At 48.1% G+C, this 24,868-nt stretch carries 20 protein-coding genes; 12 read left to right on the top strand and 8 right to left on the bottom strand.

Translation table 11 applies throughout. From position 1 onward, the window contains the following. The first annotated feature begins 267 nt into the window (after positions 1–267). Both QZT80_RS16545 and QZT80_RS16540 read left to right on the top strand, forming a co-directional pair. A complete protein-coding gene (locus tag QZT80_RS16545; RefSeq protein WP_295124338.1) occupies positions 268–1,413 on the top strand; it encodes an HlyD family efflux transporter periplasmic adaptor subunit in 1,146 nt (381 codons plus the stop codon). A 3-nt stretch (positions 1,414–1,416) separates the two neighbouring features. Continuing rightward, entirely contained in the window at positions 1,417–3,600 is a 2,184-nt protein-coding gene (locus QZT80_RS16540; RefSeq protein ID WP_295124335.1) for a peptidase domain-containing ABC transporter, read from the top strand. Between the two features lie 74 nt (positions 3,601–3,674). Here the strand turns inward: QZT80_RS16540 and QZT80_RS16535 are convergent, their stop codons facing one another. The 5 genes from QZT80_RS16535 to fbaA form a co-directional block, all read right to left on the bottom strand. Beyond that, the gene (locus QZT80_RS16535) at positions 3,675–4,079 is read right to left on the bottom strand and encodes an META domain-containing protein (RefSeq protein WP_295124332.1); all 405 of its coding nucleotides are present in this window, start codon (positions 4,077–4,079) and stop codon (positions 3,675–3,677) included. Positions 4,080–4,098: 19 nt separating this feature from the next. Continuing rightward, positions 4,099–5,256 (bottom strand): hypothetical protein, encoded by a 1,158-nt coding sequence (locus QZT80_RS16530; protein WP_295124329.1) that lies wholly within the window; start codon positions 5,254–5,256, stop codon positions 4,099–4,101. Positions 5,257–5,392: 136 nt separating this feature from the next. Next, positions 5,393–5,833: an SsrA-binding protein SmpB gene (gene smpB, locus QZT80_RS16525; protein WP_295124326.1), complete on the bottom strand. Its 441-nt coding sequence runs from the start codon at positions 5,831–5,833 to the stop codon at positions 5,393–5,395. Positions 5,834–5,885: 52 nt separating this feature from the next. Continuing rightward, on the bottom strand, positions 5,886–6,731 hold the full coding sequence (gene accD / locus QZT80_RS16520; RefSeq protein ID WP_295124324.1) for an acetyl-CoA carboxylase, carboxyltransferase subunit beta: 846 nt from the start codon (positions 6,729–6,731) through the stop codon (positions 5,886–5,888). A 219-nt stretch (positions 6,732–6,950) separates the two neighbouring features. Next, positions 6,951–8,021: a class II fructose-bisphosphate aldolase gene (gene fbaA / locus QZT80_RS16515; RefSeq protein WP_295124321.1), complete on the bottom strand. Its 1,071-nt coding sequence runs from the start codon at positions 8,019–8,021 to the stop codon at positions 6,951–6,953. A gap of 482 nt (positions 8,022–8,503) precedes the next feature. Between fbaA and QZT80_RS16510 the strand changes: the two genes are divergently transcribed. The 3 genes from QZT80_RS16510 to QZT80_RS16500 all read left to right on the top strand — a co-directional run bounded on the left by QZT80_RS16510 (position 8,504) and on the right by QZT80_RS16500 (position 13,964). Continuing rightward, positions 8,504–12,808: a YCF48-related protein gene (locus QZT80_RS16510; RefSeq protein WP_295124319.1), complete on the top strand. Its 4,305-nt coding sequence runs from the start codon at positions 8,504–8,506 to the stop codon at positions 12,806–12,808. A gap of 64 nt (positions 12,809–12,872) precedes the next feature. Continuing rightward, positions 12,873–13,352, top strand: coding sequence for a hypothetical protein (locus QZT80_RS16505; RefSeq protein WP_295124316.1), 480 nt, complete (start codon positions 12,873–12,875; stop codon positions 13,350–13,352). A 30-nt stretch (positions 13,353–13,382) separates the two neighbouring features. Continuing rightward, entirely contained in the window at positions 13,383–13,964 is a 582-nt protein-coding gene (locus tag QZT80_RS16500) for a hypothetical protein (RefSeq protein WP_295124314.1), read from the top strand. Between the two features lie 201 nt (positions 13,965–14,165). Here QZT80_RS16500 and QZT80_RS16495 read toward each other — a convergent pair whose 3' ends face one another. Genes QZT80_RS16495 through QZT80_RS16485 form a run of 3 tightly spaced genes read right to left on the bottom strand, consistent with a single transcriptional unit; the run spans position 14,166 to position 16,801 of the window. Further along, complete coding sequence (locus tag QZT80_RS16495; RefSeq protein WP_295124312.1) at positions 14,166–14,606, bottom strand: Rieske (2Fe-2S) protein; 441 nt, start codon at positions 14,604–14,606, stop codon at positions 14,166–14,168. Positions 14,607–14,652: 46 nt separating this feature from the next. Then, positions 14,653–15,453 (bottom strand): ABC transporter substrate-binding protein, encoded by an 801-nt coding sequence (locus QZT80_RS16490; RefSeq protein WP_295124309.1) that lies wholly within the window; start codon positions 15,451–15,453, stop codon positions 14,653–14,655. Beyond that, positions 15,443–16,801 (bottom strand): pyridoxal-phosphate dependent enzyme, encoded by a 1,359-nt coding sequence (locus tag QZT80_RS16485; RefSeq protein WP_295124306.1) that lies wholly within the window; start codon positions 16,799–16,801, stop codon positions 15,443–15,445. The genes QZT80_RS16490 and QZT80_RS16485 overlap by 11 nt, the downstream gene beginning before the upstream one ends. Before the next feature lie 73 nt (positions 16,802–16,874). On the opposite strand from QZT80_RS16485, the gene bioD reads away from it, so the two are divergent. From bioD to QZT80_RS16450, 7 genes are all read left to right on the top strand, one after another. Beyond that, the gene (gene bioD / locus QZT80_RS16480; RefSeq protein ID WP_295124303.1) at positions 16,875–17,510 is read left to right on the top strand and encodes a dethiobiotin synthase; all 636 of its coding nucleotides are present in this window, start codon (positions 16,875–16,877) and stop codon (positions 17,508–17,510) included. After that, positions 17,507–18,088 carry a 5-formyltetrahydrofolate cyclo-ligase gene (locus QZT80_RS16475; RefSeq protein WP_295124300.1) on the top strand — a complete coding sequence of 194 codons (582 nt, stop codon included), beginning with the start codon at positions 17,507–17,509 and terminating at the stop codon, positions 18,086–18,088. The genes bioD and QZT80_RS16475 overlap by 4 nt, the downstream gene beginning before the upstream one ends. Positions 18,089–18,094: 6 nt before the next feature. After that, the gene (lpxK, locus tag QZT80_RS16470; protein WP_295124297.1) at positions 18,095–19,183 is read left to right on the top strand and encodes a tetraacyldisaccharide 4'-kinase; all 1,089 of its coding nucleotides are present in this window, start codon (positions 18,095–18,097) and stop codon (positions 19,181–19,183) included. Positions 19,184–19,257: 74 nt separating this feature from the next. Continuing rightward, positions 19,258–21,444, top strand: a complete 2,187-nt coding sequence (gene rnr, locus QZT80_RS16465) for a ribonuclease R (RefSeq protein ID WP_295124294.1) — start codon at positions 19,258–19,260, stop codon at positions 21,442–21,444. A 74-nt stretch (positions 21,445–21,518) separates the two neighbouring features. After that, positions 21,519–22,496 (top strand): polyprenyl synthetase family protein, encoded by a 978-nt coding sequence (locus QZT80_RS16460; RefSeq protein WP_295124291.1) that lies wholly within the window; start codon positions 21,519–21,521, stop codon positions 22,494–22,496. A gap of 82 nt (positions 22,497–22,578) precedes the next feature. After that, positions 22,579–24,258: an amino acid permease gene (locus tag QZT80_RS16455; protein WP_295124289.1), complete on the top strand. Its 1,680-nt coding sequence runs from the start codon at positions 22,579–22,581 to the stop codon at positions 24,256–24,258. Between the two features lie 75 nt (positions 24,259–24,333). After that, on the top strand, positions 24,334–24,789 hold the full coding sequence (locus tag QZT80_RS16450; RefSeq protein ID WP_295124286.1) for a DoxX family protein: 456 nt from the start codon (positions 24,334–24,336) through the stop codon (positions 24,787–24,789). The last annotated feature ends 79 nt before the right edge of the window (positions 24,790–24,868 follow it).

Genomic DNA, 24,868 nt, shown 5'->3' with positions numbered 1-24,868 from the left:
TTGTCGCAATTGTCGTTTTTCAATTTGTGAGAGAGTATGGCGAGAGTATGCTGAGAGTATAGAGAGTATGAAAGTGCGTTGTCCCCAAAATACTTTACACCCGTATTGACTAACCAGCCTGACAGTTTCCGCTCAATTTCTTGGCAATTTCAATTAAAATAGTAAATTGCATACAGCCTACTATTTAAACCGTTTAAGCAATGATCTGTTATTGTAACCATTCCGGCATAGCCGGATAAATGTTCATTTGCTTAAACCGAATACTAAATGCCGCAACTCTTTCCCGTCGAGGTCGTACAAAACTCAGTACACACCTGGCTGCCGCGCGTAAAAGTCCGTACGCAGGTTATTTATATTGCTGTTTTATCGGCAGTACTCCTTACCATTCTTCTTTTACCATTTATTAAAGTAGATGTGTCTGTAAAGGCCGCAGGTTTAGTGCGTCCTGTTACGGAGAAGAACGAATTACGTGTGATGGTGGCCGGTACCATCGAAGAAGTATTGGTAACTGAAGGCCAAAAGGTACAAAAAGGACAGGTGCTGATGCGTTTGCAGGAAGACGTGAGTAAAGGCCGCCTCATACAGGCTAATTACGAGATCAGCCAGCGTGAAGCTTATATTCACGACCTTGCCATCCTCGCCTCCGGTGGTGGCGGGGGACTACAATCTGCCTTGTACCGCCAGCAGTATCAGCGCTTTCAGGCAACCCTGGCTGAGCAGTCGGCCACGCTAAAGAAACTGCGTAACGACCTTGACATTTACAGCACATTGTACGCCGATAAGGTGGTGGCCCAAAAGGAACTGCACGATAAAAAGTTCGAGTACGAAAGGGTACAGGCGGTATACAACTCCACCGTACAGCAACAACGCAGCGCCTGGCAGGAAGAGCTTGGCCGTTTCCGCATGGAAAGCAGCCGCCTGCAGGCCGATACCAAAGAACTACAAAAGGAGCAGGAATGGAACCTGATCAAAGCCCCTGTAAGCGGTACCATCCAGCAATTCAGCGGCCGTTATGCCGGCGGAAATGTGCAGAGTGGCGAGCTGCTGGGGGTTATCTCGCCCGATTCCAATCTCATCGCCGAATGTTATGTTACTCCACGCGATATAGCCTACCTGCGTAAAGGCATGCCAGCCAAATTCCAGGTGGATGCGTTTAATTACAACGAATGGGGTTTGGTAGAAGGAAAGGTACTGTCGGTAGATAACGACTTTACACTGGTCGACAACCAGCCGGTGTTTAAAGTGCGCTGCGAATTTAACAGTCCGGCCGTTGAAACTGCCCACGGCGTAAAAGGTAACCTTAAAAAGGGGATGACTTTACAAGCCCGCTTTATTCTCACCCAACGCAGTTTATTCCAGTTACTATACGATAAAGCCGACGATTGGATGAACCCAAATACCCGTAAAGGATAACATATGAGCCAGCAAACCATCCGGAAAGTAAAGAAAAGTGCCCTCGTTAAGCAACGCGACATCAGCGACTGTGCCGCTGCCTGCCTGGCCTCGGTTGCCGCCTATTATAATCTCGAAATGCCGGTTGCCCGCATCCGGCAGTATGCCTACACCGATGGTAAGGGAACGAACGTAATGGGTATGATAGAAGCCGCCGGTAAACTGGGTTTCCAGGCCAAAGGCGTTAAAGGGCCGTTCGAGGCTTTGCAAAATATACCCAAACCAGCTATCGCACATGTAGTACTCAAAGAGGTGCTGCATCATTACGTGGTCATTTACCGCGTTACGCCCGAAGCCATTGTAGTAATGGACCCGGCTGATGGCGAACTGCATAAAATAAAGCCCGAAGACTTTAAGCAGATGTGGACGGGCGTATTGATACTCCTGCTGCCAGGCGAAACATTTACGCCAGGCAATGAAAAGATATCGAACCTGCAACGTTTCTGGTACCTGTTAAAACCACACAAGGCAGTAACCCTGCAAACACTGTTCGGTGCCATGTTGTACACCGTACTCGGTTTGTCGACCTCAATTTACGTGCAGAAAATCGTAGACAATGTATTGGTAGAGGGAAATAAAAACCTGTTGAACCTGCTGGGTATCATCATGCTTTGCATACTGGCCTTACAATTATACATCGGCAGCCTGAAAAGCATCTTCGCCCTTAAAACCGGCCAGCAGATTGACGCACAGTTGATCCTCGGTTACTACAAACACCTGCTAAAACTACCGCAACAGTTCTTCGATACCATGCGTGTGGGCGAAATCACTTCGCGCATCAACGATGCTGTGAAGATCCGTGTATTTGTGAACGATGTGGCTGTAAGCCTTGTCGTAAACGTATTCATCGTATTCTTCTCCTTTTGCCTGATGTTTACTTACTACTGGAAACTGGCGCTGATCATGATGGCGATCGTGCCTATCTATTTCGTGATCTATCGCATCAGTAATCACGTGAATAAAAAGATGCAGCGTAAACTGATGGAAGATAATGCAGAACTGGGCAGCCAGTTGGTTGAGTCACTCAATTCCGCTGGTACGATCAAACGTTTCGGACTGGAGGAATATGCAAATGTGAAAACGGAGTCGAAGTTTATACAATTGCTAAAAACAATTTATTATACTACGCTGAACAACCTGTACATCGGTAATGCTGCCAATTTCGCAACCGGCGTGTTCGTGGTCGTGCTGTTGTGGGCCGGTTCGTTGTTTGTGATCGACAGGCAACTGAGTCCGGGTGAACTGCTTTCATTTTACGCAATCCTTGGCTATTTCACGGGTCCGGCCATGAGCCTTATTGGCGCTAATAAAAGTATGCAGGATGCACTTATTGCCGCCGACCGCCTGTTCGAGATCATGGATTTGGAACAGGAAGAAGTGGCGAACAAGGTGACACTAACACCTGAAATGACGGGCGACATTAATTTTACTAATGTATCGTTCAGATATGGCAGCCGTAAAGAGGTGTTTAAAGGGTTTAATCTTCATGTTGACAAAGGAAAAATAACAGCCGTAGTAGGAGAGAGTGGCTCCGGCAAATCGACGCTGATGGCTTTGTTGCAAAATATTTATCCTTTAAAGGATGGGCATATATCGATCGGCAACCTCGATATCAAATACATCGAAAATGAAAGTCTTCGCCGCCGTATAAGCGTGGTGCCACAGCAAATCGACCTGTTTGCGGGTACTATCCTGGAAAATATAGCGGTGGGTGAATTCGAGCCAAACATGCAGCGTGCGCTCCTTGTATCGCAACACCTTGGCTTGTTGGAGTTCATCGAAAAACTCCCCGATGGCTTTAACACGCGCCTCGGCGAACATGGCGCTAACCTTTCCGGCGGCCAGCGTCAACGTTTGGCTATTGCCCGCGCTATTTACCGCAATCCTGAAATCCTGATACTCGACGAAGCTACGTCTTCGCTCGATCCTGTTAGCGATCAATACGTACAACGCACCATGCAGGCCTTACGCGATGGCGGTAAAACCATCATCGTAATTGCCCATCGTTTAAGTACGGTGATGAATGCAGACAAAATCGTGGTGTTGCAGGAAGGTGTGATGGCCGAAGAGGGTACACATAGCCAGCTGATGGCCAAAAAAGCACTGTACTCCAGGTTGTGGGAACACCACCAGGGAGTATTAGGTTGAGATTCTGTTGTTTTTAATATGAAAAGGCCGGGTATTTTTATGCCCGGCCTTTCACTTATCTCCTTAAAAAGAAATTACTTAAACTTTGCTATTACAGTTTCGCCTTCTTCCAGGGAAAGTGTGCCTTCCGCTATCATGAAAGCATTAACTTTTGCCAGTGTACTCAGGTACTCCGTTTCTACATTGCTACCTGCGCAAGCCATTTTTGTAGCGGCCAGCGGGGAAAAAGTAAGCACTTTGCCTTCTACTTTAAAAGTACCCATCATCCGGTTGCAACCAGCATAACCTGATACTTTAGCGCCCTCTTTTGTAAAGGTGATAGAGGGCGTTTTTTCCCCGGAAGCAGGAACAGGCTTCCCATTTAACTCCGTCAGTTTCCATTCTTTTTCATATAGTGCCGACTCGGAAGCACCACCATTTTTAGAGGATGCGCAACTGCCGAGTATAAGGGCTGTAAGCGCTACGATCAAAGTTTTCATGAGTTACCGTTTTGGTTTGCTAATATATGTTGTTGTAATACGATTGCAATTCCCTTGCCAGTTGATCATAGATAGGCTTTGTCATTTCCGTAAACAGTTGCTGTGGCGGCGGTGGCAACAGGTCACGGCCAGTCATCAGTCGTTTATCTTCATCACTCAAAGCCCTTTCGTCACCCTTAAATGAACCGAACTGGTTTACCCATACGAACTGCCCGGGTACACGATTGCTGCGTAACAGGCGGTTGCCTTCCACTTCGGTGATCCGGTAATCCATCATGCCGCTGGAAGTAACCGTTTTTTTAGTGGTGAATACGGTTGCTTTAACGGTGCCCCATACATCTTTGCTGATTACTTTACCAGTAGTGTCGCGTTCTTTCGTTTGCCCTACTACAACTTCTTTCGACACTTCTTTCTGGAAACGGTCTACATACGTTTGCCCCACCACGAAGTCATAAAATAACAGTTCCAGGTAATGATCGGGGCGCAGGTTCTTACTGCGGGCCTCCCTTTCATCTATAAACAAAACAAAGCGATCAAGGTTGCGTTGTTGCAAATCTCTTAACAAAACATCGCGGAACTGGTCGGCGGAAAACTGGAAGATAGGGGAGCGCATTTGCAGCTGTGAAATGGCTACATAGATAGTGCCGGCATTAAATGCCTCGTTCATCAGTTTTTCAGCATCCCGGAAGTTGGGTACCAGGTTGAGCGTGGCCTGAAACTCGGCGTAAGCCTTACGGGCACTGGCCTTGTCGCCCCGACCAAGCAGTTCAACACCACGGCCGTAACGGGCTTCTGCCGCATTTTCCTGTGCGCCGGTAATGGCACTGGAATAATCCTTCGGCTTCACTATCCGCATAGCGGCTGGAGAGCTTTGGATAATATAATAGAGGTTCTGCAACGCGCGGTATTCTGCACGAATGTGTTCCCATTTAAGTGAATTATTAGATACCATAAGGCTTTTAACGTTGGCCTCCCGGGTTTCGAGCGAGGCCTGGTAAGCCTGTGGCAGCAGCGAAAGTGCGGTGGCGTCGTTAGGCCGTTTCTGTAGCTTTTTTACGAAAAGACGTACCGCCTCGTCGTACTGCCCGCGATTGTAGGATTTTTCGCCCGATTTACAGGCAAATACTAAAGTAAGGAGGAAGATACCCAGGTACCTTACCAGGGATGCTGTTTTCATAGGTCGTAGGTTTGTTCGTTTAAGGGAGAAGGCAGAGGGGTACTCAACATAATTCCTTGATTTAGCAATATAATAAACGCCCGCGCAACATTTTTGGGTTGATAACGGGCGTTGATGTAAAGATCTTTTAAATCGTTTATACCTTAAAATTGCGGCGCAGCTCGCGATCGGCTTCCCGCTGTTTAATGGAGTCGCGTTTGTCATGCAGCTTTTTACCTTTACCGAGGCCAATTTCCATTTTGGCGTAGCCGGCATCTGTAATAAACATGCGTAGCGGGATAATGCTGTAACCTCTTTCCTTGATCTTGTTTTCCAGCTTGCGCAATTCACGTTTGGTAAGCAGCAGCTTACGTTCGCGCAGGGGATCGTGATTGGCGTACGTGCCGTGCGAATATTCTGCGATGTGCAGGCTTTTCACATACAGTTCGCCTTTGGAGAAGTAACAGAAACTATCATTAAAACTAACCCTTCCGCCCCTGATCGATTTAATCTCCGTTCCAGTCAATACCAGGCCGGCGACGAGTTTTGTCTCAATCGCGAATTCGAAATATGCCGACCTGTTTTTTAATTCTGCCATGTCTTGTAAAAAATAAAGGCCCATGTGATACACATGGACCTTATACTCAGTTTTATTTTGAGAAGAGCTCCAGGAGCGTTGCTAAACGCTGTCTTAACTCCTTTCTGTCTGTAATAAAGTCCAGGAAGCCGTGGTCCAACACGAATTCGGCACTCTGGAAACCTGCGGGCAGGTCTTTTTTGATGGTTTCCTTAATAACCCTTGGCCCGGCAAAACCGATCAATGCGCCCGGTTCGGCGGTGTTGATATCGCCCAACATGGCATAAGACGCAGTAACGCCGCCAGTGGTAGGGTCGGTCATCAGGGAGATGTAAGGAAGTTTTGCATCAGCCAGTTGTGTAAGCTTGGCAGATGTTTTAGCCATCTGCATGAGGGAGAAAGCGCTTTCCATCATACGGGCACCGCCTGATTTGGAGATGATAAGGAGGCCCATTTTGTTGGCAATGCAATAATCAATGGAGCGGGCAATTTTTTCACCCACTACAGAGCCCATAGATCCACCGATGAACTGGAAGTCCATACAGGAAACCACAAGACCATAACCATTTACTTTACCAGCGCCAACTCTCATGGCATCAGAAAGACCCGTTTTACGTTGTGCCTCTTTCAGGCGGGCATCGTAAGGTTTCAGGTCCTTAAAGCCCATCATGTCTTTAGGGTAAATGTTGGCGAAAAGCTCTTCGCACTCGCCGTTATCAAAAATAATCTCGAAATATTCCTTTGAGTTGATACGGTTGTGATAATTACACTTATCGCAAACGTAAAGGTTTTCCTTCAGGTCTTTTACAGTAACGGTTTTTTTACAGTTAGGACATTTGTGCCACAGCCCGTCCGGTGCTTCCTTCTTCTCACTTGTCGACGTTGAAATGCCCTGTTTGATCCGCTTAAACCAGCTCATACTTGAGTTTGTTGTGCTATTAGGTTAAAGAATAGTGGTGCAAGATACAATTAAATTCATTTCCCGAGCTTCCAAATTGGAGAAATATAGCTGTGTGGGAAATTAAGCACCTATTTAAAAGGCAATTATATATGTTTTGTTTCGATTATCTCAATATGGTAGAGGGTATCAAAAAGCCCCATGCAAGAGTGTTGCATGGGGCCGGTAGTCTTGTTATGATTACGCGTTACGGTTGATGCAGTTCAGATCTTTGAACGCTTCTTCCAGGCGGGCCACGAAGGTTTCTTCACCTTTGCGGAGCCAAACACGCGGATCGTAGTATTTTTTGTTAGGCTTGTCGGCACCATCCGGGTTGCCGAGCTGCGCCTGCAGGAAAGCTTCTTTAGCTTTGTAGTAGCCGAGGATACCTTCCCAGAATGCCCACTGCATATCTGTATCCAGGTTCATTTTGATTACACCGTAACCCAGGGTTTCAGCAATCTGCTCTTTAGCAGAACCTGAACCACCGTGGAATACATAGTATACAGGTTTATCAGATTTAGTCTTGAATTTCTCTTTTACGAAATCCTGGCTGTTTTTCAGGATAATCGGGCGGAGTTCCACATTACCAGGGCTGTAAACGCCATGTACGTTACCGAAAGCAGCAGCTACCGTAAAGCGGGTGCCAACCTGGCTAAGGGTTTCGTAAGCATAAGCCACATCTTCGGGCTGCGTGTACAGCAGGGAATTTTCAACGCCGGAGTTGTCTACGCCGTCTTCTTCACCACCTGTTACGCCCAGTTCGATCTCTATGCTCATTCCCAGTTTATTCATTCTTTCGAAGTAAACTTTGGAAGTTTCGATATTCTCGTGGATAGGCTCTTCAGACAGGTCCAGCATGTGAGAGCTGAACAGGGGCTGACCGGTTTGCTGTTTAAAAGTTTCGCCGGCATCCAGCAGACCGTCGATCCATGGCAGCCATTTCTTAGCCGCGTGGTCGGTGTGCAGAATTACCGGAACACCATAATGTTTAGCCACCTCATGTACGTGCTTGGCACCGGAAACAGCGCCTGAGATGTTAGCCTGAAGCTTATCGTTAGGCATGCCTTTACCGGCAAAGAACTGCGCACCACCGTTAGAGAACTGGATAATCACTGGGGAATTCACTTTTGCAGCGGTTTCCAATACTGCGTTCACAGAGTTGGTACCCACAACGTTCACTGCGGGCATTGCAAATCCCTTGTCTTTTGCATCATTGTAAAGCGCTTCGAGCTCATCCCCGAATAATACGCCGGAAGTGTATTTTCCCATAATAATCTATTAGGTTAAAAATCTGGATGGCAAATATAAGCATCTGAATGGAAGATTTATAATGTTTTGATTTTGTGTCCGAATGTGACTTAGAAACAACCTGCATACCGGCTTTCCAGAATATTTGAGGGGAATTTAACAGACTTCGCTAGTTTTGCGGACGAAACAGACGCATCCCTGGTATACCTAATTTTAGTATCGTGAGTAAATTCAATTTTCGTTGTTCGTTTGACCGTAGCGCTTTTACGAGCTTGTTTTTCGTTATTATAATATGCTTCTCAGCTGCCCACCCCTCCGTAGCACAATGGAAAAAGGTAGGAACACCTGAAATAGGGTCTGTATTGGACTTCCATTTTTATAACCAGGCAGAGGGTTACATCGTTTATAATGGAACTGTAGCTTTTACTGCAGACACAGGCCTTACAGTAAAGCATTTCAGCACATTTAAGGGCCTTGACTCAATTCACAATCTACTGTTCAGGGTGCGACATCTATATGCGCCGGACAAAAACACTATTGTGGCTGCGGGCCAGTTCCTGGCAGAACCTTTAATTATAAGATCAACGGACGCAGGGGCATCCTGGAACATTGTTCATGAGGATGTGCCCCAGGGCAGCCAGATGAGCATCGGTGTACAGGATATTTGCTTTGTTAACAGGAATACCGGATTTGTGAGCAGGAAAGACTGTATTCTGCGCTCTAAAAACGGCGGTGCCAGCTGGACGAAAGTTTTCCAGAATATAGATGAGGATTTCTATGGCATCTTCTTTCTTGATGAGCAAACAGGCTGGGTTACAGGCAAAAACAGGATGCTGCAAACCACGAACGGCGGCGACTCTTGGTTGGAGATTAGCAGGCAGACTGCAGACAAAGTTTACTTCATCGATAAGCTTAATGGCTATGCAGCCGGGGCTGCGTTTGTAAAAATGACAACCGACGGCGGACGCTCCTGGCAGGAAGTGTCAAATGACTCCTTTGACGGGTCTGGCGGTGACATTGTATTCACAGATCGCTTAACCGGGTACGCCACAGGTAACGGAGGCTTGCATATCTTAAAAACGCTTGACGGGGGGATCACCTGGCAAAAAATGAAGACCAGCGTTTCGAAGGATGGCTACTACGTAATAAAGAAATACGACAATGTGCTCATGGCGGGCGGCCACAATGGTGTATTGATGCGTACTGATAACGGCGGCGGCAGCCTGGAATTGCTCTTGAAGTTTGAGATGATAACGGACGAATTCTGTAGCAGTGCGAAGGTAAAAACCAATAACGCCTCGCCACGTCAATATGCGTTTAAATGGTACCTGAACGGGCAATTGGTAAGTACCGATTACAACTACATATATAGGGGGATGCCGCAAACAGTGGACACAATGAAACTTGTAGCGGTACAGGGCGCAGATAGCGACTCGATCACTAAAACATATCGCCTGCTCGATACCATCAAACCACTGCAGGTAACGGTGAACAAAACCAGGTTCTGTATGAATGAAAGCGCCTTTTTTAAGGTCACGGGTGGCGGATATGACCGGTACCACCGCGTGTACATTAATGGTGTTTTCGATAAAACGTATTCTAACGATCCGGGGTTTGCGGTGATGATTCCGATCCAGGATACGGTATTGCTGGACGTCGTAACAGTAGAATCGCTGGGCACATGCGGCAACCGCGAAGTAAAGAACAGCTTTATGCTGCATAAATTTTCTATACAGCAATTCCCTGCTATGCGCCCGGCGACAGATACCATTTGCGCAGATAAAATGCTGCCCATTTATATCAGGAATTCTAAACCCGGACTGCAATACTTTTTTGATGGCGGAGAGAAGGTGAACGGCACTGGGGGCGAAATCGCCGTTTTATGTGACCCCAGCCGTTATCCCTATGGACAGAGTGTAGGCCATGGGCTGTATGGATGGTCGGCAAGGGTGATGATGCAAGACCCTAATTACACCTGTGATGCCGTTTACTCCGCAGGAGACGTAAAAGCCATCAGGCGGGTAGCTGACCCTGCATTTACTATTGCTAATGCATACCAGTTTGGCAGCGAACAAATTCCATTGACAGGCATTTCTCAAAACGGCGTCGCAGCCGTATGGTCATCGGACAGCAGTGGATTTGTTAAACGCGACAGCACTTCTCTTATGAAGCCGGATGTGTACTTTACCTCCGGCGGTACCAAGAATATAAAAATGACTGTTACAACAAAAGAAGGCTGTGTAAGCGCTGTAGATAACTATGTACACATTACCCGCGACAGTTTGGCCAACTATGTCACCACACAATTATGTAGTGTTGATACATTCGTTCATAAATATTACCAATACATTACCCGCGACATTACGTTTGATCGCGAAGGAAACAGGTACGTCTGCGGCTACCTGCGGGCCACACCAGTAGAGGCGCCCAACAACATGGGACAAGCCGGCTGGTTTGTGGCCAAATGGTCTGCCTCAGGCAAACTATTATGGAAGCGCGAAAAGGCAGACTCACACTACTCAAATCCCCATATGCATACTGAAAGGATTGGTGTAGACGACTATGGAAATGTATTCCTGTCCGGGCATAAAATAGACTTCGATTATCCTAAAGGAGAAATTTACCCTAACACCATCCCGGAATATTCCGATGATCCGGGCAACTTCCTGATGAAACTGGATGCCGCCGGGCATATTGTATGGGTGAGGCAGTTGTCAGACGACGATTGGGATGACCAGCTAGGTTCTTCAGCTATTATCATGGGCAAAAGGAAAGATTTGTACCTGGTGTTTAGCGACAAGGGTGGTAAGTCTTACACTTTCAATGGTAAAAAGATCACTTCGGCCGGGGGGCGCTGGGCAAAAACCGTCGTACATCTCACCACAGATATGGACATGCTTGACTTTAGCACTTATCCCACAGGCGAAGCATCGATATATGAACAAATGTCGGGGTCCGACGGCCAGCAATACGCCGACCGCTTTGCCCCCGCGCGTGCAGAGAATGACGGCACCATTTCCATGGCCATCAAAATAGACCCGACCAGCTATAGCAACGAGAAATGGGACAATATATCGCCCGGGGGGAATCCGGTTACGATGCCCGATGTATTAGTGAAATACGATACCATCCTGCGAAAAGTGACACATATGTTACCTGTATTCTTCATGGATAACGGTACTAAACGTCCCTTTAAAGCGCTTGCATACTGCTTCGATCAGGATGGTGGTTATTATGCTGCCACAGCCCAACTGGCAGATTCCATGCGCGGCTTCGGACGGTTTTATATATGCCGCTTCAGTAAAGACGGCCAGTTAATCTGGCAGCGGCAGGGTAGTGGCTTACGGCCGGAAAGCATTACCATCTATAACAACCGGCTTTATGTGTGGGGCATCACCGACACCCGCGAGCATCGGCCCTGGCATCAGACCCAGGCAGGGAAAGTGATATCGTCCATATACGAAAACACCGCGACGTCAAAAGGCGTTCGTGGTTATGGTTATGGTGACATGGTCCTTGCTTCGTTGGGAACCGACGGCACACCTTACGAAATAACCGTCGCCGGTAATGCGCTGCATGACTACAGTGGTTACGCGAAGGCGGATGATTGTGGTAACCTTTGGATAAGTGGCTCTACAAAATCCAGCGAACTATTAGGCTACCAGTTTGGCCCCGATATTACTTTCTTTTTAGCTAAGCTGACCTTCAATAACACCTGTTTATCATGTAATGTAGCACCGGCACCTCCCTTTTTAGCTATTGATAAGTCACAGTACGATCGACTTTGCGGTGCGGGAGAGGTTACGCTAACCTGGAGTTCCAACCTAACCGGCACCCTAAAACTAAGTGCTTCGAGTGATGATGGCACCAGCTACAAACAGGTGGCAACCGGCATACGTGCGGATTCCCTATATTATCAGATCAAAAAGGAACAATCGCCACTGGGCGGAGTTGGTGGCCGCGTATATTATAAGCTCGAAGATGAGGGCAATTCCGGATTATCTGACAGTTACAAAAGCCTGGTAGGTGTTTATCCATCCACGTCTTTCGGCAATATAGTATCTACCGACATTTGTTATTGGGATACCTTAACCTTGCGCATTACTCCAGTGCCGGGCAATAAATATACATGGTTTAACGGGGATAGCGTTTCACTAGTAAAGCAATATACGAGGGGCGCAGCTGCCGGCCAATACCGGATGTTGGCCACTACTGCACGAGAAACGGGCTGTACGGTGTATGACATGATGACGATCAGCTGGAAGGGCAACCACGTTATGGTAAAAATTGACTCGCTGAACACGCGGGAGAATAACATCCGGGCTACCGTATTTCCGAACATAGAGTACGACAGGGACATTATACACTGGTACCGCGATGGGACAGAGTTTGACAATGGCGGTAAAATTTTCCATAACCAGGCATCTCCTGGCACTTACACTACGCGACTCGAAAAAACCTATGCACTTGGCTGCCTGAGCCCCGTGGTAAACAGCTATACAGTGAAACCGCTGGTAACCGCCATTGAAGATGTTGATCCATCGCGCATTGACTATCAGGTATTCCCTAACCCGACGTCCGCGAACGCTTTGGTCGCCTATAAACTTACCACACCGGCAAACATTCAGCTATACGTTACCGATGTAAGCGGAAACATCAGACACCAGGTAAATAAAGGCCGGCAGGTCGCAGGCACCTACCTACATTCGCTCACAGGTCTCAACCAGAAACTGGGCAAAGGCCTGTTTTATGTATATCTCATCATCGACGGCCGCCAGAAAAGCGTACGCACATTGCTCGTACTATAAAACGACTGCCTTTCCATAACAGTGCGCCGGGTTAATTTAGTTATCCAATTAACCCGGCCCTCATTTGAAAACGATACTTTATATAATACTCGGCGCGCTCGCCATCCTGTTATACTTCAACGGAAAGGTATACTGGTACAAACTTTTTCCTGTCAAGGAAACTTACGGTACTGCCTATAACCCCGAACGCAGCAAACGCAAACTCATGACGCTCCCGCATTCGTGGAAAGCAAAAGACAGCAGCGATACACATATCATATGGAGCAGCGCCGACACGGTATTCGACAGCGACACCGGTTACCGCAAGTCCAAAAGTGTAACACTGCGCGATCATCAGATTACATTGGAAGAAGACCGGGTCGTACATTTTCTGAAAGACTCAGCATTCCGTGAAGAACTGCTGATAAGCTATGCGTACGATAGTTTGTTGCCCTGGAACATCACCTACATCAAAAGCTCTGACACCACAGGTCCCCTAAAACTCAGCAAAAAGGAGGGCGACAGCCTGATGCGCATCTGGAATGTAAGGCGGCATGTAGAGTAGTTGTTTGAAGAATATGGCTATCTTTAAGTTATGTTAGTACTCGCACCTACCATCCGTATTCCACATGTCGATGAATTGGAACACCGTGCCAATGGCCATGAGCTCATGGAAAGACGGGCGCATGCGCCCATCAAAGAAGGTTTTGTGGTAAGGATGAATGCCTCTGCCTTACTACCTTTCAGGTTTGAGGCGTGCATTAACGTAAATAACGACAGGCTGTGGCAGGTATTCATTTCACTCACTGAATTTTTACCCGATACGGTTTGTTGCACTTACGGTACGGAGGAGCCAGCCAGCACGTTACCCATGCATAAAATGGAAGCATTAGCCGGTTTATACCCTCACAAAACAGCCCTTTCAGAAGATGCGGCACTTACTTTCAGCCTTGTTCACCACGACAAGAAAACGATGTACGAGGTAACGGTAACGCATACCAAGTATATCCGTTTTTATGGCCGGGATGAGCGGGCCTTCATCGATAAAATGAACATATTCCGGCTACCGGAGTTTAAAAAGCTGGAGTTTGTAGACGAATATCCCTTCGTGGTGATGCCGGGTAAAAACAGTCCCCAAACTGTAGTAAAAGCTTTGGACAAAGCTTTCGGGATGTAGCAGTTGGCACATCTGCCTGATTTTTCCTGTTGATTATTTTTATCGAAGAAGCGGCGCAAATAGCGCACGAAGCTGGATGTAATCCTTTGGTTGCACCTGGTGAAAATTAAGAAGAGCCGGCCGCTATACACAAGTCCTATCGGCAGCCGGCCCACTATTAAACGGAAAGCATGGTCCGTTTGATGAGTGCTAAACTATTGGCTATTTTACAGTGAGCGTGGTACCATTGATTTCTACCGTGTATTTGCTGAGCGCTGCTGTGGCTGGGCCGGTAACTACGGCGCCAGTATTGCTGTAACGGCTGCCATGCCCGCAGGGAGCATTGCATTCAATTTGTGCACTGCCGCTGTTGTAAGTCGATAATGTACAGCCCTGGTGCGTACAGGTACTCGACAAGGCGGAGAAAGAAGCGGCCGTGTTGCCTGCAGCAGTTCGAATGAGAATAACACCACCGCCGATAGTAAAGTCGCCCGGTGTAGTAAGCTGGCTCGCCAGGTCAACTGTCAGCTTTGGCGTAGTGCCGCCACCACCACCTCCTCCCGGATCATCGTCGCTACCACCTTTGCTGCATGCTGCTAACCCGCCGGCACAGGCCAGGGCAAACGTGATGCCCACGTTCGAGATAAACTTCCTTCTTTCCATAATTGCATTTTCAAATGCTTACGGTGAGTTTTCACGAAGGGTTGCCTCAAATAATTGATTGTCGGTGGCGTAGTGTCTGTATCAACTCGTTAAAGTAAGCTGGCGCCTCCAGTAAGCGGCTGCCATACCATGAAAACATTTCGCCATCTACCAAATGTATAGTGGCCCGGGGCGCGAATTTGCTTATTTCTTCTATATGTTTTTCCTTAAAAGGATACGGTTCCGATGAAAGCAAAATCAACTTCGTTTCGCTTAACATGTCCGGTGAAATCTCAGGGTAACGGGGCGTTTGGGCGAACACATTCTGAAATCCGCAATGCTGCATCATTTGATGTATAAAAGTATCGCCACCTGCTACCATCCATGGGTTGCGCCAGATGAAGTATGCGGTAGGTATAGGTGGTATGGGCAAAAGCTTATTGAACTGTTGCTGTATCTCTAAACACAACCGCCGTGCTTCTTCCACACGCCCTGTTATACCACCCACATCGTCAATCATCGCACATGCATCTTCTAAAGTATTGATATCACTAACCCATACGGGAAAGTGTTGCATTAACGCTTCTACCTGTTCCTTTTGATTTTCTTCTTTATTGGCGATGATAAGATCGGGCTGCAGTGCAGTAATTTGTTCGATATTCAACTGTTTGGTCCCACCGATGCGGGTTTTGGTACGAAACCATTCAGCCGGATGTATACAGAACTTGGTGATGCCGCAAACTTCCTCATCCAGCCCAAGACTGTGAAGCAATTCCGTTTGCGAGGGCACGACCGAAACAATGCGTTTAGGCGGAAAGGGGATCGCCACTTTCCGCCCAAGCTGGTCTGTAAATATCTTATTTTCCAAGCGCCTGGATAATGTCGTATTTGGTAACGATGTGATGGTTGCCGCTCTCGTCTTTGGTAAGTACGGCCCCGTTTTCTTTGTTGATGTAGATGGTCAGTTTTTCGATAGGCGTGTCCAGCGTCACCACCGGGAATGAAGCCTGCATTACATGTTTCACTGCCGTATCTTTCAGCTCTGGCTGATCGATCAGGCGGGAGAACAGACCTCCTTCGGAGATGGCACCTACTACTTCATTATTAAGCAGGATAGGAATGTGTTCGATGTCGAACTTCTTCATTTTGGCGATAGCGTCGCTCACTTTTTCCTCCGGAGAAATGGTTACGAGCGGTACGTTACGCCTGCCGTTCACCACATCTTTCACGGTTTTAACGTCCAGGAAACCGCGCTCCATCATCCACTGGTCGTTGTACACTTTGCCTACGTAGCGGCTGCCATGGTCGTGGAAAATCACCACTACCACATCGCCTTTTTTCAGCTTATGTTTCAACTGTATCAAACCGGAAACGGCTGAACCTGCGGAGTAACCTACAAATATGCCTTCTTCTTTGGTGATCCGGCGGGCCATTACAGCGCCATCCTTGTCGGTCACTTTTTCAAAAGCATCGATCACGCTCATATCGTAGTTCTCAGGCACAAAGTCTTCGCCTATACCTTCAGTGATATAAGGATACACTTCACTCATATCGAGCTGGCCTGTTTCATGAAACTTCTTGAGCAGCGAGCCATAGCTGTCTATCGCCCACACCTGGATATCCGGGTTCTTTTCCTTCAGGTATTTACCTGCGCCGGTAACCGTTCCGCCTGTACCTGTGGCCACTACGAGGTGCGTTATTTTACCGTCAGTCTGCTCCCATATTTCAGGGCCGGTTTGTTCGTAGTGCGCATCGCGGTTAGCGAGGTTGTCGTATTGATTTACATAGAATGAATTCGGAACTTCTTTCGCCAGGCGGGCGGCTACGGAGTAGTAGGAGCGTGGGTCTTCTGGCTCCACGTTTGTGGGGCAAACGATTACCTCGGCACCTACAGCTTTAAGTATATCTACTTTTTCTTTGGATTGTTTATCGGTAGTGGTAAATATGCAGCGATAACCTTTGATGATGGCCGCCAGCGCAAGGCCCATACCCGTGTTGCCACTGGTGCCTTCGATCAGGGTTCCTCCCGGCTTCAGCAGGCCGTTTTTTTCCGCCTCTTCCACCATACGCACCGCCATGCGGTCTTTGATAGAGTTGCCGGGGTTAAAGAATTCCACTTTGGCCAGCACGGTGCATGGCAGGTCTTTCGTTACGCTGTTTAACTTCACCAGTGGGGTATGTCCTATTGTTTCAAGTATGTTTGCACAGTATTTCATAAACAAATCGCTTAGGCAACGAATTTACGGGAAAGTTCTTTTATGAATTATATTTGTCCCAATGGACCCGCAGATGAAACGGATTTTTATTACAGGCATAGGTACAGGCATTGGCAAAACGCTGGTGTCGGCAGTGGTAACCGAAGCGCTACAGGCCAACTACTGGAAACCAGTGCAGGCGGGACTGGAAGAGGCTACTGACAAGGAAACGGTAGCATCACTGATCTCCAACGCCGGGTTATGTATGGATGAGGCATACCGCCTCAAAATGCCCGCCTCGCCACACCTGGCCGCACGGGGAGAAGGAATTGTTATTTCTTTGGATAAGCTGATGGGTCACCCCGCACTGCAACAATCAAAGTGTTTGGTGATTGAAGGCGCCGGCGGACTAATGGTGCCGCTGAATGATACGCTTTTCACTATCGACTTTATAAAAAAACTGAACGCTTCCACAGTGATCGTAGCGCAAAACTACCTCGGCAGTATTAATCACAGCCTGCTTACCGCTATGGCACTGCAGCAGGCTAATATTCCCATAGCTGGCTGGATATTTAACGGCGATGAGCATACGAACGAAGCCGATATCATTCGCTGGAGCGGCATTCAGCGTATAGGCCGTATACCACAAACTACCGCGCCCGATAAAACGTTCGTGCAACAGCAGGCCGCGTTGCTAAAACCTTCACTGGAAAAATACTTTCCTGCATGAGCGCGCTGAAGAAAGATCTCAGGAAAACATTCCTGCAAAAGCGCCTCGAACTATTGCCGGAAACTGCCGCTATGCTCAACACCCGGCTGCTGGAGCAATGCAAACTGCTCGATTACACAGGTGTGCAATACCTCCACATCTACCTGCCCATTGCCGGTAAACTGGAAATAGATACTTACGCGATCGTACAATGGCTGAAGGAAATGCAGCCGCAGATACACCTCGTAATTTCCCGTTCCGACCTGAGTAACGGGCATATGTTACATTATCTTTGGGAAGGTACCACTGAAATAACCGCCAACCGCTTTGGTATTCCCGAGCCGGCAGGCGGCCAGTTGATCGAACCGGAACAGCTCGACCTTATCTTCGTGCCATTGCTGGCCTTCGATAAAAACGGGCACCGGGTAGGCTACGGAAAGGGTATGTACGACCTGTTTCTGCGTCAGTGCCGGCCCGCCGCCCGTAAAACAGGCCTTAGCTTCTTCGGACCGGTACCCGAAATTGAAGACACATATGAGGGCGACATCACCATGGACACCGTGATTACGCCCGATCACATTTTTAACTTTACAAAATAACACACCGTGTTACGATACCTGAGTTTTTTATTATACCCGTTCTCCATGTTATACGGCCTCATTATGTGGCTGCGCAACCGTTTTTACGACAAGGGCGTACTGAGCGCCGTTGAATTTGACCTGCCGGTAATTGCTGTCGGCAACCTTTCTGTAGGTGGCACCGGCAAAACACCTCATGTGGAATATCTCATCCGTTTGTTGAAAGATTATTTCCGTATCGCAACGCTCAGCCGCGGTTACAACCGTAAAACCAAGGGTTTTTTCCTGGCCGACGGGCAAAGCACCGCTGCTGAGATAGGCGATGAACCCATGCAGTTTCACCAGAAATTCCCGGGCATTAGCGTATGTGTGGGCGAGGAGCGTATGCTCGCTATTCCGCAATTGTTAATGGAAAGACCGTATATACAGGCAATTCTGCTGGACGATGCCTTCCAGCACCGTTCCGTAAAACCAGGCAAAAATATCATGATCACCGAGTACAACCGCCCCTTTACGCACGACCATGTGGTGCCGTTCGGGCGGTTACGCGAGGGCAGAAGCGGTTATAAAAGGGCCGATGTCATCATTGTATCTAAATGTCCTGCCAATCTTACAGTCACCGAAAAGGAACGTTTTTACCGGGAAATAGATCCCCTGCCTCACCAGCGACTGTTCTTTACCAGCCTGAAATACGGCGGTTTATACAACATGCTGGACGCGGAGCCCGTACAATTACCGGCCAATGCAACGGTACTGGCCGTATGCGGAATTGCCAGGCCGGAACCTTTGGTACAACATTTGAAGCAACAGTTCGCTAATGTATACCTGCTTCCGTTTCCCGACCATTATTATTATTCGAGAAAAGACCTGGAAAAGATAAAACTGGAACTGGAGAAGACGGATGGAACGCCGAAGATCATCGTTACAACTGAAAAAGATGCAGTACGCCTACACCTGCTGCGCGACATCATAAAGGAGCTCCAACTCCCCATAGCTGTGATTCCCGTTGAGATTTCCTTCCTGTTTAATGAAGCAGATTCATTTAATAATTATATTTTTGATTATGTAGCCGGCAGCGGCGCATCCCTGGAAACTACTCCTTTGGTCCAGGAATAGCCGGAAAACCTGCTGCATAACACAATCCCAAATTAAACGTTCGCGGTATTGACCAGCGGACAAAATGACTTAAAATGACAAAAAAGAAGAATAAAGGCAGCCACGACCATAAGGACGAACGCCCGCAACATCAGGGCCAGAGAAGCAGCAGCCCGAAAACAACCTACAAAGGAACTATCGAAATAACCCGCTCAGGAATGGCTTTCGTAATCGTAGAAGGACAATCCAAAGACGTACTTGTTAAACAAAAGAACCTGAATACGGCGCTGGACGGCGACGATGTTTTAGTGGGAGTGATCAGGCAGGGCAAAGGCAACGGTGGCCGTATGGAAGGTGTTGTAACGGAAATACTTAAACGTAAGAAAACAGAATTTACCGGCACGCTCGACGTGAGTAAAGGCTTTGCCTTCCTGGTGCCCGATAAAGGCACCTTTCTCCCCGACATCTATATTCCGGCCAATACCCTCGACGGCGCTAAAAGCGGCGATAAGGCGGTGGTACGTATTGTAGCCTGGGGCGAGAAAACCAAAAAGCCAGTTGGTGAAATACTCGAAATACTCGACGCCAGCGACACTAACGACCTGGCCATGAAGGAAATACTGATCGAAAGCGGCTTCCCGCTCAGTTTCCCGAATGAGGTGATTAAAGAACTGGGTGATATTAAAGAAGAGATGAGTGCGGAAGAGATTGCGGGTCGCAAGGACTTCCGTAAAGTACTCACCTTCACCATCGACCCGGTGGATGCGAAAGACTTTGATGATGCCATTTCTTTCAAAAAACTGAAGAATGGCCACTACGAAGTCGGTGTACACATAGCTGATGTTAGCCATTACGTACTCCCGGGAACTGAACTGGACAAGGAAGCAGAAAAACGTGCTACCTCGGTTTACCTGCCAGACAGGGTGCTGCCAATGCTGCCGGAGAAGATATCCAACGAACTCTGTTCGCTGCGTCCGCATGAGGATAAATTCACCTTCTCGGCCGTTTTCCAGGTAGACGCGGAAGGTAATGTGAAACAATACTGGCTTGGCCGGACTGTTATCCATTCCGACCATCGCTTCACCTATGAAGATGTGCAAACGATTATCGAGAACGAAACCGGTAAAGGCATTTACGAAGAGGAAGTAATGATCCTCAATAAAATGGCCCAGAGCCTCCGCGCCAAACGTTTTAACGATGGTGCTATCAACTTTTCCTCTACCGAGGTACGCTTCCAGCTGGATGCCGGCGGCAAACCGATTGGTATCGTGGTAAAGGAGAGTAAAGAGGCCCACCAGCTCATCGAGGAATTCATGTTGCTGGCCAACCGTACGGTAGCCGAGCATGTTTCCAAAGTACGCGTAAACAAACAGTCGGTACCTTTCCCATATCGTATACACGATACGCCGGATGAGGAAAAGCTACAGATGTTTGCTATGTTTGCCAGCCAGTTCGGGTATAAACTCGACCTGCACAAACCAGAAACCATTTCAGAATCGTTTAACGGAATGCTGAAGGCCGCAAGGGGTACTGCGCAACAGCATGTGCTGGAAACACTGGGTATCCGCACGATGGCGAAGGCCGCTTATACAACAGAGAATATCGGGCATTATGGCCTGGGCTTCATGTACTATTGCCACTTTACCTCGCCCATCCGCCGTTATCCGGACGTACTGGTACACCGGGTGTTAGCGCAGATACTGGCAGAAGATGTAAAGGTGGACAAACTGCTGGAGAAGCGTTGTAAACACAGCTCCGAAATGGAGCGTAAGGCCATGGAGGCCGAACGTGCTGCCAATAAATACAAGCAGGTGGAATACATGCAGGAATTTATTGGTGAGGAGTTCGAAGGTGTGATCAGCGGTGTGTCTCACTTCGGCTTTTGGGTCGAAACTGTAGACACCAAGTGTGAAGGGCTGGTAAGTATTCACAACCTGCCCGAAGAATTCCGTCATTCCGAAAACGAATACGCCCTCATTGGCATGCACACCGGTAAAAAGTACCGTATTGGTGACAAAGTGAAGATAAAAGTGGTAGGCGCCAACCTGGTTAAACGCCAGCTGGATTACGACCTGGCCGATGTAGATGGCGTACCTGTACGCCGCAATGCCTCGGAAACCGCAGGCAACGAATGGGCTAATGCGCCACGCAAGAGTGGCGACCGTAGTAAAGGCAGCGGTAGTAAAAAGCAATCAGGTGGCAAGCCGCCTAAACCCGGTCGTAGTGGTAAAGAGGCTGCCGAAAAGCGGGCTACGTCCAGGCGCAAAAAGAAAGAAGAATAGTTTAAACCATATTACGCAATTGCTTAGTTTACGGACCCGCACCACGCAGGTCCGTAACTTAATTTTAAGACCACATGCATTCATTTAAAGAGTTAGCAGCGCAGTTTGAGCAACAATTCGGTAAACGCCAGTTTCCGGAATCACCCTCATCTTTATACGACCCGGCCCAGTACATTCTGAGCCTCGGTGGCAAAAGAATCAGGCCGGTATTGGCAATTATGGGTAACGAACTATTCGACGAAATACACCCGGACGCATTCCTGGTAGGCCACGCCGTGGAGGTGTTCCACAACTTCACCCTGGTACACGACGATATTATGGATAAAGCGCCCCTGCGCCGCGGCATGCCTACTGTACACACAAAATATAACGAGCCCACCGCCATCCTCGCCGGCGATGTAATGCTCATACATGCTTACGACTACCTCAACAAAATCCAGTCTAAATACAAACAAAGGATCATTTCTGTATTCAATAAAGCCGCCACTGAAGTGTGCGAAGGCCAGCAACTGGATATGGACATGGAAGGCATGGAGCCGGACCAGGTGAACTATGCCGATTATGTAAATATGATTGCCCTTAAAACCTCTGTTTTACTGGCGGCCAGCCTCCAGATGGGCGCGATTATCGGCGGTGGCAGCGAAGGTAACCAGGGGCACATCTACGGTTTCGGTAAAAACGTGGGCATCGCCTTCCAGATACAGGACGATCTGCTGGACGCTTTCGGCAACCCGGAAAAAGTTGGCAAACAGCAGGGGGGAGACATCCTCATCAACAAAAAGACATTTTTATTATTAAAGGCCATGGAGATGTGCACACCTTCGCAAAGGCAGCAGCTCGACAAACTGATGGCCCTGGCCGCAGATGATGCTACCAAGGTGCCGCAAACACTCGAACTGTTTCACGATTGTAAGGTAGACGACTGGGCAGAACAACAGAAAGAACACTTTATGCAGATCGCTTTTGAACACCTGGAAAACATTGCGGTGATGAGCGGACGTAAGGCACCGTTGAAAGAACTGGCTGATTACCTGCTTACCCGCCAGCATTAGTATCTGATTAATTATTATATTTGGCGCTAGGCCGCTTAGAACTAAATCAACAAAATCAATTATCAACCTGTAACTGTTTCCAATGTCTAATTCGCTTTTCAGGAAAAAGTCGCTTGCCAACATTATTACCGATGCCCGCACCGGCGTGTCTGATGGACATGCAACCCAGGGTCTTGACAAAGTACTGGGTGTGCGCGACCTTACCCTCATGGGTATTGCTGCCGTAATTGGCGCCGGCATCTTCTCCACAATAGGCCAGGCGGCTTACGACGGAGGCCCCGGTGTGATTTTCCTTTTCCTGATTACCGCGGTTACCTGCGGATTTACGGCGCTGTGTTATGCTGAATTTGCCTCGCGTGTGCCCGTAGCCGGTAGTGCGTATACCTATTCTTATGTTACCTTCGGTGAACTTACTGCCTGGATCATTGGCTGGGCGCTTATCCTGGAGTATTCGATCGGCAATATAGTAGTGGCCATTTCGTGGAGCAGTTACTTCAATAACGTGCTGGAAGGCATGAACATTCATCTTCCGGAATGGATGATCACCGACTTCAAAACAGCACAACATACTTACGAAGCAGCCCTGGCGGCCGGGCAATCCACCGAAAACCTCGCCTGGACCACCGCGCCTGTAATCGGCAATTGGCATGTGGTTCTTAATATTCCCGCCTTCATCATCGTTATTCTGATTACTATCCTGGCCTACATCGGTATCAGGGAAAGTAAAAAGAGCGCCAACTTTATGGTGGGATTAAAGATCGTGGTGTTGCTGGCTGTGATTGCCATCGGGGTATTTTATATCAATACCGATAACTGGGTGCCCTTTACGCCGAACGGCTTTTCGGGCATTATGAAAGGCGTATCGGCCGTATTCTTCGCCTATATCGGCTTCGACGCCATTTCCACAACTGCTGAAGAATGCGGCAACCCGCAGCGCGATATGCCACGCGGTATGATTTATTCCCTGATCATCTGTACCATTATTTATATCATTGTAACGCTGGTCATCACCGGTATGGTGCATTACTCGGAATTCTCCAACGTAAAAGATCCGCTGGCATTTGTGTTTGAGAAAATAAACATGAGCAGGATCGGTTACATTGTGTCGGTGAGTGCCGTTATTGCCGCTACCAGTGTGATATTGGTTTTCCAGATAGGCCAGCCGCGTATCTGGATGAGTATGAGCCGCGACGGGCTGTTGCCTAAACGTTTCGCGAAGGTGCATCCCAAATACCAAACACCATCATTCTCTACGATCGTTACTGGCTTTATTGTGGCCGTTCCATCCCTGTTTATAGAAAGCGGTATTGTTACCGACCTTACGAGTATCGGCACCCTGTTCGCATTCGTGCTGGTGTGCGGTGGGGTGTTGTTATTGCCAAGAATGGAGAGTAAAGAAGGCAAGAGGTTCAATCTGCCCTATATTAACGGCCGTTTCATCGTGCCTGTATTACTGGCAGCCTTCACTTTTTTCTTCTGGGATAAAATCGTTCATAACTTCAGCAACCTCACGCAAGACTCCCACCAGGAGATCCTGTTTATTATCTTCCTTGTACTCGCCTACCTCATCACCATTTTTACCATTTTAAAAAACCTTTCCGTAATTCCGATCCTGGGCATGCTTTGCTGCCTGTACCTGATGATCGAAATACCAGTTAAGAGCTGGTTCGTGTTTTTCGGCTGGATGGGTTTTGGACTGGTAATTTACTTCCTGTATGGCTACCGTAACAGTCGCCTGCGCAACAGGGAAGCACAGGCGTAGGGGCCTCCGCGGTATTTATTGCGGTAATTTTCGTATATTAGGTTAAGCGCTCTTTGAACTTAAACTGTATTATATATGAACACACTGCAACGAATTGACCGTTGGGGTCAGACGCATCATCCAAAATGGATTGATGTACTGAGGGTTCTGCTGGGACTGTTCCTTATTGCAAAAGGGGTACAGTTCATTGGCAATATAGATCAGCTAAACGCCACTATCAGGCAGCAACCGTTTCTTTCGGTAATGTCGATGTGGATGGGGCATTATATCATCTTCGCACATCTCTGCGGCGGTATCCTTATCGCCATGGGCCTGCTTACACGCATTGCGGTGTTGTTTAACATCCCGGTGCTGATAGGCGCACTCATTTTTATCGGCTCCGGTACTCCATTATTTAACGTTCACACAGAACTCTGGATTTGCCTGCTTACGCTGGCAGGCCTGCTTTTCGTTATGGTAGAAGGCAGCGGCCCTCTGTCTGTGGACCGTTATATGGCCGACCATCCGGAAAAAGCAGCGGATACGGTTTAATCCGATTGATGGTAGACTGCAGGTTAATCGTTAATTTGCGCGTCCGGGCCAACCATGCCCCAACGCTCACGGCTAAGTT

It is taken from the genome of uncultured Chitinophaga sp., assembly GCF_902168175.1.
In the GTDB taxonomy this organism is placed as follows: domain Bacteria; phylum Bacteroidota; class Bacteroidia; order Chitinophagales; family Chitinophagaceae; genus Chitinophaga.
The sequence above is the reverse complement of the archived record's forward strand: the minus strand, read 5'-3'. Positions and strand labels throughout refer to the sequence as shown.